16 protein-coding genes and 1 riboswitch are annotated in these 14,807 nt (G+C 45.2%); of the genes, 10 read left to right on the forward strand and 6 right to left on the reverse strand.

What is annotated here, in order from left to right; translation table 11 throughout:
- The 3 genes from V2H77_RS02720 to purD all read left to right on the forward strand — a co-directional run.
- The coding region (locus V2H77_RS02720) for a hypothetical protein (RefSeq protein WP_341497574.1) at window positions 1-275 on the forward strand (275 nt) is incomplete at its 5' end.
- 179 nt (window positions 276-454) lie between these two features.
- On the forward strand, window positions 455-2,044 hold the full coding sequence (gene purH, locus V2H77_RS02725) for a bifunctional phosphoribosylaminoimidazolecarboxamide formyltransferase/IMP cyclohydrolase (RefSeq protein WP_341497575.1): 1,590 nt from the start codon (window positions 455-457) through the stop codon (window positions 2,042-2,044).
- A gap of 21 nt (window positions 2,045-2,065) precedes the next feature.
- On the forward strand, window positions 2,066-3,349 hold the full coding sequence (purD, locus tag V2H77_RS02730) for a phosphoribosylamine--glycine ligase (RefSeq protein ID WP_341497576.1): 1,284 nt from the start codon (window positions 2,066-2,068) through the stop codon (window positions 3,347-3,349).
- Between the two features lie 18 nt (window positions 3,350-3,367).
- Here purD and V2H77_RS02735 read toward each other — a convergent pair whose 3' ends face one another.
- The 6 genes from V2H77_RS02735 to nudC all read right to left on the reverse strand — a co-directional run bounded on the left by V2H77_RS02735 (window position 3,368) and on the right by nudC (window position 7,815).
- Window positions 3,368-4,009 carry a DUF1481 domain-containing protein gene (locus V2H77_RS02735; RefSeq protein WP_341497577.1) on the reverse strand — a complete coding sequence of 214 codons (642 nt, stop codon included), beginning with the start codon at window positions 4,007-4,009 and terminating at the stop codon, window positions 3,368-3,370.
- 68 nt (window positions 4,010-4,077) lie between these two features.
- Window positions 4,078-4,350, reverse strand: coding sequence for a nucleoid-associated protein HU-alpha (gene hupA, locus V2H77_RS02740; protein ID WP_012776594.1), 273 nt, complete (start codon window positions 4,348-4,350; stop codon window positions 4,078-4,080).
- A gap of 186 nt (window positions 4,351-4,536) precedes the next feature.
- The gene (locus tag V2H77_RS02745; RefSeq protein WP_341497578.1) at window positions 4,537-5,127 is read right to left on the reverse strand and encodes a YjaG family protein; all 591 of its coding nucleotides are present in this window, start codon (window positions 5,125-5,127) and stop codon (window positions 4,537-4,539) included.
- A gap of 76 nt (window positions 5,128-5,203) precedes the next feature.
- Window positions 5,204-5,872, reverse strand: a complete 669-nt coding sequence (nfi, locus tag V2H77_RS02750) for a deoxyribonuclease V (RefSeq protein ID WP_341497579.1) — start codon at window positions 5,870-5,872, stop codon at window positions 5,204-5,206.
- A 4-nt stretch (window positions 5,873-5,876) separates the two neighbouring features.
- Window positions 5,877-6,941, reverse strand: coding sequence for a uroporphyrinogen decarboxylase (gene hemE / locus V2H77_RS02755; protein ID WP_341497580.1), 1,065 nt, complete (start codon window positions 6,939-6,941; stop codon window positions 5,877-5,879).
- Between the two features lie 106 nt (window positions 6,942-7,047).
- Window positions 7,048-7,815, reverse strand: a complete 768-nt coding sequence (gene nudC / locus V2H77_RS02760; RefSeq protein WP_341497587.1) for an NAD(+) diphosphatase — start codon at window positions 7,813-7,815, stop codon at window positions 7,048-7,050.
- A 161-nt stretch (window positions 7,816-7,976) separates the two neighbouring features.
- Between nudC and V2H77_RS02765 the strand changes: the two genes are divergently transcribed.
- The 7 genes from V2H77_RS02765 to thiH all read left to right on the forward strand — a co-directional run bounded on the left by V2H77_RS02765 (window position 7,977) and on the right by thiH (window position 14,361).
- Window positions 7,977-8,639 carry an HAD family hydrolase gene (locus V2H77_RS02765; protein WP_341497581.1) on the forward strand — a complete coding sequence of 221 codons (663 nt, stop codon included), beginning with the start codon at window positions 7,977-7,979 and terminating at the stop codon, window positions 8,637-8,639.
- A 55-nt stretch (window positions 8,640-8,694) separates the two neighbouring features.
- A riboswitch (TPP riboswitch) is annotated at window positions 8,695-8,820 on the forward strand.
- A gap of 104 nt (window positions 8,821-8,924) precedes the next feature.
- Window positions 8,925-10,862 carry a phosphomethylpyrimidine synthase ThiC gene (thiC, locus tag V2H77_RS02770; RefSeq protein WP_341497582.1) on the forward strand — a complete coding sequence of 646 codons (1,938 nt, stop codon included), beginning with the start codon at window positions 8,925-8,927 and terminating at the stop codon, window positions 10,860-10,862.
- A complete protein-coding gene (gene thiE, locus V2H77_RS02775; RefSeq protein WP_341497583.1) occupies window positions 10,846-11,496 on the forward strand; it encodes a thiamine phosphate synthase in 651 nt (216 codons plus the stop codon). The genes thiC and thiE overlap by 17 nt, the downstream gene beginning before the upstream one ends.
- A gap of 10 nt (window positions 11,497-11,506) precedes the next feature.
- On the forward strand, window positions 11,507-12,256 hold the full coding sequence (locus tag V2H77_RS02780; RefSeq protein WP_341497584.1) for a HesA/MoeB/ThiF family protein: 750 nt from the start codon (window positions 11,507-11,509) through the stop codon (window positions 12,254-12,256).
- Window positions 12,253-12,453: a sulfur carrier protein ThiS gene (gene thiS / locus V2H77_RS02785; RefSeq protein WP_341497585.1), complete on the forward strand. Its 201-nt coding sequence runs from the start codon at window positions 12,253-12,255 to the stop codon at window positions 12,451-12,453. The genes V2H77_RS02780 and thiS overlap by 4 nt, the downstream gene beginning before the upstream one ends.
- A 1-nt stretch (window position 12,454) precedes the next feature.
- Window positions 12,455-13,222 (forward strand): thiazole synthase, encoded by a 768-nt coding sequence (locus tag V2H77_RS02790; protein ID WP_341497586.1) that lies wholly within the window; start codon window positions 12,455-12,457, stop codon window positions 13,220-13,222.
- A gap of 14 nt (window positions 13,223-13,236) precedes the next feature.
- Complete coding sequence (gene thiH, locus V2H77_RS02795) at window positions 13,237-14,361, forward strand: 2-iminoacetate synthase ThiH (RefSeq protein ID WP_341497588.1); 1,125 nt, start codon at window positions 13,237-13,239, stop codon at window positions 14,359-14,361.
- Window positions 14,362-14,807 lie beyond the last annotated feature (446 nt).

Raw genomic sequence — 14,807 nt, forward strand, 5'->3', positions numbered from 1 at the left:
AGATTGAGCAGGCTGACATAAAAATTAATATTCTCGGTCAGCCGGGCTGCGTATACTACGCTTTTCGCCCGCAGAGTCAAGCGCTTATTCGCTTTTTCTCTGCCCGACCTCACAATGTTTATCAGCGTTGTGTCGGTCAGTGGTGGCGCATTATAGGGGATTCTTCGATGCTGGCAATAATTATTTTGAAAAAAATTGATCGTTTGATTAATCCCACAGCAAAGCTCTACTTTATACCCACTTACCAACAGATTTATCCACATATGACTAGTTGAATGAAAATTTATCGAGCATCACGCAAACGTTTTCGTTACAATTCGGTGGTTAAAATCATCAAGTGATTTTATCTGACTATATTGAAATGTTATTGCAGTGCCCATTTTTTGTGTCCTGATTATAGTGGGTTCTTCCCAATAACATGTTACTGCCTGACAAAATCCAAGGGATCAAATCAATGCAACAGCTTCGTCCAATCCGTCGTGCCCTGCTTAGTGTTTCCGATAAATCAGGGGTTGTTGAATTTGCAAAAGCCTTATCTCAACGCGGTGTCGAATTGCTTTCTACTGGCGGCACAGCTCGTTTACTCGCTGAATCAGATCTAAAGGTTACCGAAGTTTCAGATTACACCGGCTTTCCTGAAATGATGGATGGCCGTGTTAAGACCTTGCATCCTAAAGTACATGGCGGAATCCTTGGCCGCCGTGGACAAGATGATGAAATCATGGCGCAACACCAAATCTCACCGATCGATATGGTGGTTGTGAATCTATATCCATTCGCTCAGACCGTAGCTAAACCGGATTGTACTTTGGCAGATGCTGTTGAAAACATTGATATCGGCGGTCCAACTATGGTTCGTTCTGCGGCGAAGAACCATAAAGATGTAGCAATTGTGGTTAACAGCAATGATTATGAAAAAATCATTGAAGAGATGGACAACAATCAGGGGTCGTTAACACAATCGACTCGCTTCGATTTAGCCATTAAAGCTTTTGAACACACTGCTGCTTATGACAGCATGATTGCTAACTATTTTGGCAAACTAGTTCCTTCTTATTATGGTGATACAACTCAGCCATCAGGACGTTTCCCCCGTACTCTGAATTTAAACTTTACTAAAAAGCAGGATATGCGTTACGGTGAGAACAGCCATCAGGACGCCGCTTTCTATATAGAAGAAAATCTCTCTGAATCATCTATTGCAACTGCAACTCAGTTACAAGGCAAGGCGCTTTCCTATAATAACATTGCTGATACCGATGCAGCGCTGGAATGCGTTAAGGAATTCGCGGAGCCTGCGTGCGTTATTGTTAAGCACGCTAACCCATGCGGTGTAGCAATTGGGAAAGATATCCATGAAGCTTATGATCGCGCATTCAAAACAGATCCAACCTCCGCTTTCGGCGGTATTATTGCTTTCAACCGCGAACTTGACACTAAAACTGCACAAGCCATTATCGACCGTCAATTCGTCGAGGTAATTATCGCTCCTTCAGTAAATAAAGATGTATTACCGGTGCTGGCTACCAAGCAAAATGTCCGCGTTCTGGTATGTGGTGAATGGGAAACCCGAATTGCTGGCCTTGATTTTAAACGAGTTAATGGCGGTCTGCTGGTACAAGATCGCGATCTTGGCATGGTAGCAGCAACTAACTTACGTGTAGTTTCCAAACGTCAACCCACTGAGCAAGAAATGAAAGATGCTCTGTTTTGCTGGAAGGTTGCTAAGTTTGTCAAATCCAATGCCATTGTTTACGCAAAAAATGATATGACCATCGGTATTGGCGCAGGCCAAATGAGCCGTGTCTATTCCGCAAAAATCGCGGGAATCAAAGCAGCCGATGAAGGCTTAGAAGTTCAGGGATGCGCAATGGCGTCTGACGCCTTTTTTCCATTCCGTGACGGCATTGATGCCGCCGCGGCTGTCGGCGTGAGTTGCATTATCCAACCCGGCGGTTCAATCCGTGACGACGAGGTGGTTACTGCGGCTGATGAGCACGGTATTGCTATGATTTTCACCGGCATGCGCCATTTTCGCCACTAATCAATAGCAGGAGTTAATCTGATGAATATTTTAATTGTTGGTAGCGGTGGACGCGAACATGCTCTGGCATGGAAAGCAGCTCAATCTCCTTTAGCTGGTAAAGTCTATGTCGCTCCAGGAAATGCAGGAACTGCTCTAGAAAGCAATCTCGAAAATGTTGACATCTCAGCGACAGATATCAACGGTTTGTTAGTATTTGCTCAAAGCCATGATATTGGACTGACTATCGTTGGCCCTGAAGCACCGTTGGTGATAGGTATCGTCGATGCATTCCAAAAAGCGGGATTGACTATTTTTGGTCCAACTCAAGCTGCCGCTCAATTGGAAGGTTCAAAAGCCTTCACCAAAGATTTTCTGGCTCGCCATCAAATTCCAACTGCGGCTTATCAGAATTTTACCGAAATCGAACCGGCTCTTGCCTACCTGGATAAAGTCGGCGTCCCTATTGTTATAAAAGCTGACGGGCTGGCTGCGGGTAAAGGTGTAATTGTTGCAACGACACTGGAAGAAGCCCAATCCGCGATAAAAGATATGCTAGCCGGAAATGCATTTGGCGATGCAGGCCACCGTATTGTTATTGAAGAGTTTTTAGCCGGTGAAGAAGCTAGTTTTATCGTTATGGTCGATGGCAAGAATGTTATTCCAATGGCAACCAGTCAGGATCATAAACGCGTAGGTGACGAAGACACGGGTCCAAATACCGGCGGTATGGGAGCCTATTCTCCCGCTCCAGTCGTCACCGATGAAATCCACCAGCGTATTATGGAAGAAATTATTTATCCTACTGTTAATGGTATGGCTGCTGAGGGCCATGTCTATACTGGTTTTCTTTATGCCGGTTTGATGATCAACGAAAATGGCGAACCGAAAGTCATTGAATTTAACTGCCGCTTTGGCGATCCGGAAACTCAACCCATCATGATGCGTATGCGTTCTGATCTTGTTGAACTCTGTTTGGCCGGAGCAAAAGGCGAGCTTGCTGGTAAAACTTCTCATTGGGATGAGCGCCCTGCTCTGGGGGTAGTACTTGCTGCCGGCGGGTACCCTGCTGATTATCGCAAAGGGGATATTATTCATGGCTTGCCCCAACAAGAAAATGAAAGCAGCAAGGTTTTCCATGCAGGTACAGCAATGCAAGGCAATGACGTGGTTACCGCAGGTGGACGCGTTCTGTGTGCTACAGCATTGGGAGAAACTATTATAGATGCACAGAGAAATGCTTACCAACAAGCAGAAGAGATTGAATGGAATAGCTGTTTTTACCGCAAGGATATCGGATATCGGGCAATTAACCGGTTGAAGTAATCATAAAATTGACGAAGGTCAGAGGCTGTCCTTCGTCGGTTCCCAACGACAAAAGTCATTATTGGCTACCAACAATAATTCGCGACCAGCAGGCGCTTCCAACCAGGCAATAGTTAATTGGCCGTAGCTGCTTTTTTCGCGCTGCTCAAGCCATGATCTCGCGTAAGGTTCAAACTCGACAGAAATCGTTTCACCTGCACAAGTAGTGACTTTACCGTTATTCCAGCGCCCTTGCATCAAACGCACATTTCCCACTATTAACGCATCACTTAATTCAAGCGTCCGTTTAGCGTCAAACTGCATACGAACAATATCATCGCTGGAAAGTAATTCACGCCGCGTTTTCGACTGTTTTTGCATAAAAATCACATCACCGGATTTATCCAAACGAAGCTGTTCAGACAGTGGATTTTTATCATTCAAAATCTCACGACGAATTTGGCGCAAATCGCCCTGCTTATATTCATAAAAAGTCACGACGGTATTGTCATTACGGTAGGGGCTGTACACACTCATCAGCACCTGAGGTTTACTATTCTGATCGTTGAGACGCCACAAGCGGACAACGCCATCATCGGCAATGAATCCACTTGCGCTGAAAGAAGGTTCTTTAGGTTGATTGGTACAGGCGCTGAGCGCGAAGACGAATCCTAGTGTCATCAGCCCCTGACGAACCAACAAAAGGGGATAAATAATACCCCTTCTATTTTTTCTTTTTTGCAATGAAATTATTTAACTGCGTCTTTCAGAGCCTTACCAGCAGAAAATGCAGGTACGTTTGCAGCCGCGATTGTAATTTCTTTACCGGTTTGCGGGTTGCGACCAGTACGTTCTGCACGGTGGTTAACTTTGAAAGTACCAAAACCGACCAGTTGTACTGAATCGCCCGCTTTCAGGGATTCGGTGATTGCATTCAAAGTTGATTCCAGAGCAGCTTTTGCCTGAGCTTTAGTCAGGTCTGTGCTTTCTGCGATTGCATCAACTAATTCAGTCTTATTCATAGATTATCCTTACAGTGTGTTTATCGTTTGCAAAGCATCGAGTGCGACGGATATGCCGAATGACAGCACCCCTGCATACACGCACCGATAGCCACTTCTTTTCACCCCCCAAATGTAGAACAGAGTGGGGGCAAAAGTGAAGCCTTTGAGCATGGCATTTAAAGCATTAAATCACGTTTTTTCACTTTACTGCGTTAAATTTATACCAATGTTACTCGTTCCTGACTCCCGGAGGTCAGCTTTCAATCCTTTAATCAACTCAATATCCCGCTCTTCGCAGCTAACCAATAAGCGATAAATTTCCCATTGGATATCCCACTCTTGTTCAATAGCAGGTAACATTCTCAGTTCTTCATCGGTCATTTCTTTTCCGGCCTGAGTCATTTCAAGCATCGCAACGGTGCGAATTGAAATTTCACTCACTGCAATTGCATGCTCCAATGTTTCACCACTCAGACGAGCATGAATAGTTTCCCCTAATGCAATACATGCATCAATTGCCGGGTACACACCATAAATATCGTAATCATCCGCTGAGGGAATAACTTGTTCCAACTTTTCCAGCTGATTATCAAAATTCACCTTGGCATCTTTTACAACTAATATTTCCCATACCAAATCCAGAATACGGCGGTAAAGAGCAGGTTCTGCAAACGCTGTCTGGCGACAGAACATCTGGTAATTTGGATACATCCGCTCGCACAGACTTGCCATAAAGGTCAGATGCTGCCAGCCTTCAAGTTTTTCCAGCCGTAAATGTATCGGGTTTCGTAACATTAGTTTTTACTCATTATGCACAATTTGCTCCGCAGTTTACCTGAAATTCAAGAATATCCACACGCTTACACCGAATTTAAGGATTTTTCTGTATCATTTGTTCAAAAAATGGCCTATTTGAGGCTGCGCCATCTGCCCAACGGGTTGTTTCAGGCAAGCGATAACCTTTCATACAACGTTCCACCCATAGCAATGCACTATCAAGACTGACTCGGTGCCCTGTAGAAATATACAATGGATTACAACGTTTTTTACTTCGCCATACCCAACCAATCTGTTCCTCTTTATCAAACAAAGGTTGGCAACTGCCGGGCTGTTCTCCCAATGGCTCACTTTCACCACATAAACGACGTTTCGCCACACCAATGGTAGGTACATTCGCCAATAAACCAAAATGGCTGGCAACACCTAAACGGCGTGGATGAGCAATGCCATGACCATCCACCATCACCAGATCAGGTATGTGTTTCAACAACTGCCAGGCAGCCATCAATGCAGGGTATTCACGGAAAGAGAGTAAACCGGGGATATAAGGCAGCGTAGTGTCAATGCGGGCTACCTGATATTCCACCAGTTCAAGGGTAGGATAAGAAAGAACCGCTATCGCTGCGCGAGTAATCGCCCCCTGTTGTTCGAAACCCACATCAGCGCCAGCAATCAATTTAGGTGGGGAAAAATCATCATAACGGATAACTTGTTGAGCTTTTTCTATTTGTTCCTGACGTAACGCTTTCGTATTAATCATATTTTTACTGATGATATTTAGCTGAAAGTTTATGTACCGCCTCAACAAATACACCCGCGTGTTCCGGCAGCACATCCTGATGGATACCATGACCAAGGTTAAAGACATGACCAGAACCTGTCCCAAAACCTTGCAAAATTGTCGAAACTTCCTGTTCAATCCGCTCTGGAGAAGCGTATAACATGGATGGGTCCATGTTGCCCTGCAAAGCGACTTTATTTCCCACACGACGGCGTGCATCGGCAATATCTGCCGTCCAGTCCAAACCAAGCGCATCACAACCGGTTTCAGCCATTGCTTCCAGCCATTGCCCGCCACCTTTAGTAAACAGTGTCACCGGCACACGACGACTTTCATTTTCACGGATCAGGCCATCAACAATTTTGTGCATATAATGCAAGGAAAACTCCCGATAATCCCGCCCCGTCAATACTCCCCCCCAAGTATCGAAAATCATTACAGACTGAGCGCCTGCTTTAATCTGAGCATTGAGATAAAGAATAACGCTGTCTGCCAGCTTATCCAGCAACAAATGCATTACGGTAGGTTCGGCATACATCATTTTTTTGATTTTAGTGAATGCTTTACTGCTGCCACCTTCCACCATATAAGTCGCCAGTGTCCACGGACTACCGGAAAAGCCAATCAAAGGAACCTGACCCGCCAACGCCTTACGAATCGCGCGTACTGCATCCATCACATAACCCAGTTCCATTTCTGGATCAGGCACCGACAGTTTTTCCACATCAGCACGACTGAAAACCGGAGATTTAAAACGTGGCCCCTCGCCTGCTTCAAAATAGAGCCCCAGTCCCATAGCATCAGGAATGGTGAGAATATCAGAGAAGAGAATCGCCGCATCCAGCGGATAACGCCGCAAAGGTTGTAAAGTAACTTCACAAGCGAGTTCAGTGTTTTTACACAAAGAAATAAAATCACCGGCTTCAGCACGAGTAGCTTGATACTCAGGTAAATAGCGGCCAGCCTGGCGCATCATCCAAACAGGTGTAACATCAACGGGTTGACGTAGTAAAGCTCGCAAATAACGGTCGTTTTTCAGCTCATTCATGACAGGCTCCATCTATTTATTGGCCGCAATATAATCTGACTACAATGATTAGACGCCATTGTAACATGATAGGTAGATCTCTCCCGTTGAATTGCGCAACTGTACATTATGTATTTCGGCACAGAGCAACCGTATCTTCAATCAGCCGACGGGCAATAGTATTGTGTGGCGGAATCAATGGCAGTTGATCATAGTGATACCAATCTGCGCTAATTAGCTCTTTCGGATCATGGCGAATCTCACCACCGTCATAATCAGCCAGAAATGCCATCATCAATGAATGAGGAAAAGGCCACGGTTGAGAAGCCACATAACGTAAGTTGCGAATTTTAATATTACTCTCTTCCATCACTTCACGGGCCACAGCTTCTTCGAGTGTTTCACCGACTTCAACAAATCCCGCAAGAACTGTATATATGCCTCCACGATGACGTTGGTGTTGAGCCAGCAAAATATGATCATCCCGACGAATACCGACAATAATACAAGGTGCAATCTGCGGATAATAACGTTCATGGCAGTGATGACACAAACAAGCCCATTCATTAATACTATGATGCATTTCACTACCGCAATAACCACAATATTGATGAGAGCGATAAAACTCCGCCAATTGCACTCCCCGGCCAGCTAATTGAAATAAACCGCGCTCACTTGAAATAATGTTTCGTAAAGAAACCATATTTGCAGCCATTTTCTGACGAATAAGCCAAACTTTCTCACCTTGCCACTCACCAATAGGCAAGGCTATTTTTCCTTGCAGAGACCATTGAGTTGCCATGCCAAAAGGTAATTCGCCTTTAGGGAGCCAAATACGATTTTCATCGCTGATAACCCACCAGCCCCGTTCTATATCTGTTACTTGTTGTTGCATCATCATTATGGGATCTTAATTTTAATATCTGTATAAATCATACGCTTTTTAATCAAAAAAGCGTGCTTTATTACTATTGCCATATACCATATTGCTCGATTTAACTGTAATAAGCGTTATTCTCAACTATCAATATACTTTGACCTGAGGAGCACAACACCATGTCACAACTGCTTGCCGTGTTTGATCTGGATGACACCTTAATTTCCGGGGATTCCAGCGCTATATGGACAGGGTTTTTATGGGAAAAAGGCATCATTACTGATCCAAGTTTTATCGAAGCAGATAAAAAAATGATGGCTGATTACAACGCTGGTTCACTGGATATGAGTGGTTATCTGGCATTTAGCCTGCAAACACTGCATCAAATTCCACAACAACAAGTTGACCTTTGGCTAACTGAATTTGTTAACGAAAAAATCAGACCTCGATTTTACCCGCAAGCCAAAGCTCTTGTTGCTGAGTATCAACAGCAGCAAGTCCCAGTGATGATCATCTCAGCTACAGTTTCTTTTATTGTGAAAAAGATTGCTATCGAATTGGGCATTCACACTGCTCTGGGCATTGATATGGTGGTGGAAAATGGCTGTTATACCGGCCAAATAGACGGTATTGCGACTTTTCGTGAAGGGAAAGTCGAACGAATAAAACAGTGGCTGGAACAACAAAATAATTATCCTGAAATTATTCGTTTTTACAGTGATTCAATTAATGATCTACCAATGTGTCAATTTGCCGATGAGGTAATTACGGTCAATGCCGATACCCGTTTAAAAACCCAAGCACAACAACATGGCTGGAAACAATTAATCTGGTCACTGTAAATACTTTCAATCAGTAAGGGTTGTAGTTTTCACAATCCCTTCTATACTACTGCTTACTTTCTTGTCGGAGTGCCTAGCGTAAGCTGTCTTATCGCAGCATACACAGGCTGAGACCGTTAATTCGGGATCCGCGGAACCTGATCGGGTTAATACCTGCGAAGGGAACAAGAGTAATCAACCGCTGTCAGCCCACCCAATTTTTCACGGGTCTGTCCAGCCATCAATTATTACTCCCTGCGAGCTCCAGACAAGCAACTTTCCCAATAACACAGTTAGGAATTTGCTATGTCTCATAATAATGTTATCCCTACAACCGATATCTCGCCAAAACCCAATCCGGCACGCCCACGTAAAGCACAACGTGATGCTGCTCAAGAATTTATTAATTCTATTCAAGGAGTGACATTCCCAAATTCACGACGAATTTATCTTCAAGGTTCCCGCGACGATATCCAAGTTCCAATGCGTGAAATCCAATTATCGCCCACGTTAATTGGCGGCACCAAAGAAGAGCCTCAGTATGAAGAAAACGAAGCCATCCCGGTTTATGATACTTCCGGCGCTTATGGCGATCCTGATGCCAAACTGGATGTACATGTTGGGTTAACCAAACTACGCCAACCGTGGATCGCCGAACGCCAAAATACTGAACCTGTCGCTACCCTCAGTTCCGATTTTACGCAGCAACGCCTGACGGATGCCGGTCTCGATCATTTGCGTTTCAATAATCGCCCCCATCCATTAAAAGCCCGTAAAGGCAAATGCGTTACTCAACTGCACTACGCCCGTAAAGGCATCATCACACCGGAAATGGAATTTATCGCACTGCGGGAAAATATGGGACGCGAACGTATCCGCGGTGATGTGTTACGCCAACAACATGCTGGACAAAGTTTTGGCGCTCAGTTGCCGGAAAATATCACGCCAGAATTTGTCCGTCAGGAAGTCGCAGCCGGTCGGGCAATTATTCCCGCCAATATTAATCACCCTGAATCAGAACCGATGATTATTGGTCGCAATTTTCTGGTGAAGGTTAACGCTAATATCGGTAACTCTTCTGTCACCTCTTCTATTGAGGAAGAAGTAGAAAAGTTAATCTGGTCTACTCGTTGGGGCGCAGATACGGTCATGGATCTCTCTACTGGCCGTTATATCCACGAAACTCGCGAATGGATCTTACGTAACAGCCCGGTTCCCATCGGTACAGTCCCTATTTATCAGGCACTGGAGAAAGTCAATGGCGTAGCGGAAAATCTCACCTGGGAAATATTCCGTGATACCTTGCTGGAACAAGCAGAACAAGGGGTAGATTACTTCACCATTCATGCCGGTGTACTGCTTCGCTATGTACCGATGACAGCCAAACGCCTCACTGGAATTGTTTCCCGCGGTGGTTCAATTATGGCGAAATGGTGCCTGTCTCATCATCAAGAAAACTTCCTCTACCAACATTTCCGTGAAATTTGTGAAATCTGCGCCGCTTATGATGTTTCCCTATCATTGGGAGACGGCCTACGCCCCGGCTCTATTCAAGATGCCAACGATGAAGCGCAGTTTGCAGAACTACACACATTAGGTGAACTGACCAAAATTGCCTGGGAATATGATGTTCAGGTGATGATCGAAGGTCCGGGACATATTCCTATGCAGATGATCCGCCGCAATATGACGGAAGAATTGGAACATTGCCACGAAGCCCCTTTCTATACCCTTGGCCCACTCACAACAGATATTGCACCCGGTTATGACCATTTCACTTCCGGCATCGGCGCAGCCATGATCGGCTGGTTTGGCTGCGCCATGCTCTGTTATGTAACGCCAAAAGAACACCTCGGTTTGCCAAACAAAGATGATGTTAAACAAGGGCTGATTACCTACAAAATTGCTGCTCACGCCGCCGATCTCGCCAAAGGCCATCCGGGCGCGCAAATCCGCGATAACGCCATGTCTAAAGCACGTTTTGAATTCCGTTGGGAAGATCAATTTAATCTGGCGCTCGATCCCGATATTGCTCGCGCCTATCACGATGAAACCCTGCCACAAGCCTCCGGTAAAATTGCGCATTTCTGTTCTATGTGCGGGCCTAAATTCTGTTCTATGAAGATTTCTCAGGAAGTACGCGATTACGCTGCGGGTATGGAACAGATGTCTGAAGCATTCCGCGCCCACGGTAGCGAGTTGTATCACAGCGTAGAGGATGTATCCCATGAACAATCTGCCTAACGCGCCATTCGCCCCAACTAAACACAGATTGGGGCTGTATCCAGTCGTGGATTCGCTAGAGTGGATTTCCCGTTTGTTAAAAGCAGGCGTCACCACAATTCAGTTGAGAATTAAAGATCTACCAGAAGATCAAGTGGAGGAAGACATTCAACAAGCCATTATGCTCAGCCGCCAATATAACGCTCGTTTGTTTATTAACGACTACTGGCGACTGGCAATAAAGCATGGCGCTTATGGTGTCCATCTGGGGCAGGAAGATTTAGCGATCGCTGATCTAAGCGCCATCCAAAAAACGGGATTGCGGTTAGGCATCTCTACCCACGATGAACAAGAGTTGGCGCTAGCAAAATCTCTGCGGCCGTCTTATATCGCTCTCGGCCACATTTTCCCAACCACGACCAAAGAGATGCCATCTTCCCCACAAGGACTGGAAGCACTGAAACGGCAGGTAGAAAACACACCAGACTATCCCACTGTCGCCATCGGCGGCATTTCTCTTGAGCGCGTACCGGATGTCATTGCAACGGGAGTCGGCAGTGTGGCGCTGGTGAGCGCAATTACCAAAGCAAAAGATTGGCGTCAGGCAACTGCACAACTGCTTCATCTGGTTGAAGGCATTAAGTTGAAGGGATAGAGAGGTTCTTATGCTGAATGATCAAGAATTTATGCGTTACAGCCGACAACTGTTACTCGAAGATATTGGCCCGGAAGGGCAGGAAAAACTGAAATCCAGCCGCGTACTGATTGTCGGACTGGGCGGGCTAGGCGCTCCCGCTTCTCTCTATCTGGCCGGGGCAGGTGTGGGAACAATTTATCTCGCTGATGATGACCAATTGCACATCTCCAATTTACAACGGCAAATACTTTACCGCACCGAAGAGATCCCTTCTGCAAAAGCTGAACTTGCAGCCAATCAACTCAATGCATTGAATCCGTTGATAAAAACAATAGTCCTTAATCAACGTCAAAACCTGGAATCTCTGATAACAATCGTAAAACAAGTCGATCTGGTTCTCGATTGCAGTGACAACATGACAACCCGCCACGCGATCAATGCTGCTTGTGTGGCAACGCGAAAACCATTAATTAGCGGCAGCGCTGTCGGTTTTAGCGGCCAACTTATGGTATTTGAACCCCCTTATCTTCATGGCTGCTATAGTTGTCTCTACCCTGAACAGGAAGAACCACTACGAAATTGCCGAACTGCGGGGGTATTAGGTCCGGTAGTCGGTATTATCGGCACATTACAGGCATTAGAAGCCATCAAAATGTTAACTGGGCTTCCCTCTCCGTTAAGCGGCAAACTCCGACTGTTTGATGGTAAACAGCAAAGCTGGAGCACACTACAGCTTAACCCGTCGCAGCAATGCCCGATTTGCGGAGATATTAGATGAAAATTACGGTAAACGACCAGCCGATGGAGCTTATGGCTCCTCTGGCTATACAGCAATTGCTAGAACAACTTGAACAAATACAACCGGGAATGGCGCTGGCTATTAATCAAACCATTATTCCGCGTTCAGAGTGGAATACGCATCGAATTAATGATGGAGACAATATCCTTTTATTTCAGGCTATTGCTGGAGGTTGATATGTTAAAAATTGCTGATACGACTTTTCATTCCCGTCTATTTACCGGTACAGGCAAATTCGCCAATGCAAATTTAATGACTCAGGCTATAGCCGCTTCCGGCAGCCAGCTTGTCACGATGGCGATGAAACGTATTGATTTGCAGAGCGGTAATGACGCTATTTTGGCGCCATTGCAGAAACTTGGCGTTAAATTGCTGCCAAATACTTCCGGGGCCAAAACCGCAGAAGAAGCCCTGTTTGCTGCTCGTCTGGCCCGTGAAGCACTGGCGACCAACTGGATCAAATTGGAGATCCATCCTGATGTGAAATACTTATTGCCTGACCCGGTTGAAACCCTCAAAGGCGCAGAAATGTTGGTTAAAGACGGGTTTGTCGTTCTGCCATATTGCAGTGCTGATCCCGTTTTGTGTAAGCGTCTGGAAGAAGTGGGTTGCGCGGCGGTCATGCCTTTAGGCGCACCGATCGGCTCCAATCAGGGGCTACTCACCCGAGATTTCCTGCAAATTATTATCGAGCAAGCACAAGTGCCGGTGGTCATTGATGCCGGCATCGGTGCGCCAAGCCATGCATTGGAAGCGATTGAACTGGGCGCGGATGCCGTATTAGTCAACACTGCCATTGCCGTTGCGCGTAATCCAGTCAAAATGGCTCAAGCCTTCAAAATAGCGATTGAAGCGGGTGAATTATCCTATCAAGCGGGCCTGGCAAGTCCAAAACAACATGCTGTCGCATCCAGTCCATTGACCGATTTTCTAGGGGCATTTTGATGATTCATCATCTTATGAGCGGTAGTTTTAGTTACCGCTGGCAGCAATTGGACTGGGATGATATTACCCTTCGCATTAATAGCAAAACTGCGCAGAATGTTGAACGGGCATTAAGCAGTCACAAATTAAATCTGGATGATTTCATGGCCTTGCTATCTCCGGCAGCGAAACCCTATATCGAACCACTGGCACAACGGGCACAGAAACTGACTCGTCAACGCTTCGGTAACACCGTTGGTTTTTATGTACCACTTTATCTCTCCAATTTGTGTGCCAATGACTGCACCTATTGCGGATTCTCAATGAGCAACCGCATCAAACGCAAAACACTGAATAAAGATGAAATTATTGCCGAATGTCAGGCGATTAAAGCGTTAGGCTTCGACAACCTGTTATTAGTCACTGGAGAACATCAGAGCAAGGTTGGTATGGATTATTTCCGCCGCTATCTGCCGCTTATCCGCGAATATTTCAGTTCGATAATGATGGAAGTCCAGCCCATGACGCAGGAAGAGTACTCAGAATTAAAAACTCTGGGGCTAGATGGTGTGATGGTTTATCAGGAAACCTATCATGAGCCAACTTACCTGTTGCATCATCTACAAGGTAAGAAACGGGATTTTCACTGGCGATTAGCAACACCCGATCGCCTTGGCCGTGCAAAAATCGATAAAATCGGTTTAGGAGCACTGATTGGTCTCTCTAGTCATTGGCGAACAGACTGCTATATGGTGGCTGAGCATTTATTCTTTCTGCAACGTACATACTGGCAGAGCCGTTACTCTATTTCATTCCCACGTTTGCGGCCCTGCGCTGGAGGCATTGAGCCCGCATCGCTGATGAGTGAAGCAGAACTGGTACAACTGATTTGTGCTTTTCGGCTATTTGCGCCAGATGTTGAGCTTTCTATTTCTACCCGTGAATCTCCATTCTTCCGCGATCATGTCATACCACTGGCAATCAACAATGTTAGCGCTGGTTCGAAAACCCAACCCGGTGGTTACGCAGATAGTAGCCACGAAGAATTGGAGCAATTTACTCCGCATGATAACCGTTCTGTCTATCAGGTCGCGGACGCGTTAATTAAAGCCGGGTTACAACCAGTCTGGAAAGATTGGGATGGTTATTTAGGTCGATAATTTAATTTTCTTCCTTCTCAAATAATTCAATTTTAGATAAAAGCCCTTTACAGGCAATAACTTCAGGGAATAGGTTTATACCCGTCATCTTTCAAGTTGCCTCTTTGTTGGCTGCACTCACTCACCCCGGTCACATAGTTCTCTATGCTCCCGGGGATTCGCTCCTTTGCCGTCGCGATGCATCTTGAAATCCATAGGGTATATAAGCCAATTGAACACATAAAAATATCATACAATAATTCCTCATATCATGATTAACCATAAAATAATTTACATTTAAAATATCCCTCCTGAATATAAAATCAAATCTTTTATCTCTATAAATATAACCAATATTATAAAATTTATTTCAATCATTAATAGCCTATTGTAATATGGTCATTCTATACATAGTTTTTCCTGCCACACATATATACCCCTCACAAATATAAGAATATAAGAATATA

Source organism: Photorhabdus sp. P32 (assembly GCF_038085095.1).
GTDB classification, from domain to species: Bacteria; Pseudomonadota; Gammaproteobacteria; order Enterobacterales; family Enterobacteriaceae; genus Photorhabdus; species Photorhabdus luminescens.

What these genes read in the sequence shown, in the direction of transcription:
- purH (WP_341497575.1), top strand. Translation starts at nt 455, where the DNA reads ATGCAACAGCTTCGTCCAATCCGTCGTGCCCTGCTTAGTGTTTCCGAT.
- hemE (WP_341497580.1), bottom strand. Translation starts at nt 6,941, where the DNA reads ATGAATGAGCTGAAAAACGACCGTTATTTGCGAGCTTTACTACGTCAA.
- V2H77_RS02780 (WP_341497584.1), top strand. Translation starts at nt 11,507, where the DNA reads ATGCTGAATGATCAAGAATTTATGCGTTACAGCCGACAACTGTTACTC.
- nudC (WP_341497587.1), bottom strand. Translation starts at nt 7,815, where the DNA reads ATGCAACAACAAGTAACAGATATAGAACGGGGCTGGTGGGTTATCAGC.
- V2H77_RS02735 (WP_341497577.1), bottom strand. Translation starts at nt 4,009, where the DNA reads ATGACACTAGGATTCGTCTTCGCGCTCAGCGCCTGTACCAATCAACCT.
- thiS (WP_341497585.1), top strand. Translation starts at nt 12,253, where the DNA reads ATGAAAATTACGGTAAACGACCAGCCGATGGAGCTTATGGCTCCTCTG.
- V2H77_RS02745 (WP_341497578.1), bottom strand. Translation starts at nt 5,127, where the DNA reads ATGTTACGAAACCCGATACATTTACGGCTGGAAAAACTTGAAGGCTGG.
- hupA (WP_012776594.1), bottom strand. Translation starts at nt 4,350, where the DNA reads ATGAATAAGACTGAATTAGTTGATGCAATCGCAGAAAGCACAGACCTG.
- V2H77_RS02790 (WP_341497586.1), top strand. Translation starts at nt 12,455, where the DNA reads ATGTTAAAAATTGCTGATACGACTTTTCATTCCCGTCTATTTACCGGT.
- purD (WP_341497576.1), top strand. Translation starts at nt 2,066, where the DNA reads ATGAATATTTTAATTGTTGGTAGCGGTGGACGCGAACATGCTCTGGCA.
- nfi (WP_341497579.1), bottom strand. Translation starts at nt 5,872, where the DNA reads ATGATTAATACGAAAGCGTTACGTCAGGAACAAATAGAAAAAGCTCAA.
- thiE (WP_341497583.1), top strand. Translation starts at nt 10,846, where the DNA reads ATGAACAATCTGCCTAACGCGCCATTCGCCCCAACTAAACACAGATTG.
- thiC (WP_341497582.1), top strand. Translation starts at nt 8,925, where the DNA reads ATGTCTCATAATAATGTTATCCCTACAACCGATATCTCGCCAAAACCC.
- V2H77_RS02765 (WP_341497581.1), top strand. Translation starts at nt 7,977, where the DNA reads ATGTCACAACTGCTTGCCGTGTTTGATCTGGATGACACCTTAATTTCC.
- thiH (WP_341497588.1), top strand. Translation starts at nt 13,237, where the DNA reads ATGAGCGGTAGTTTTAGTTACCGCTGGCAGCAATTGGACTGGGATGAT.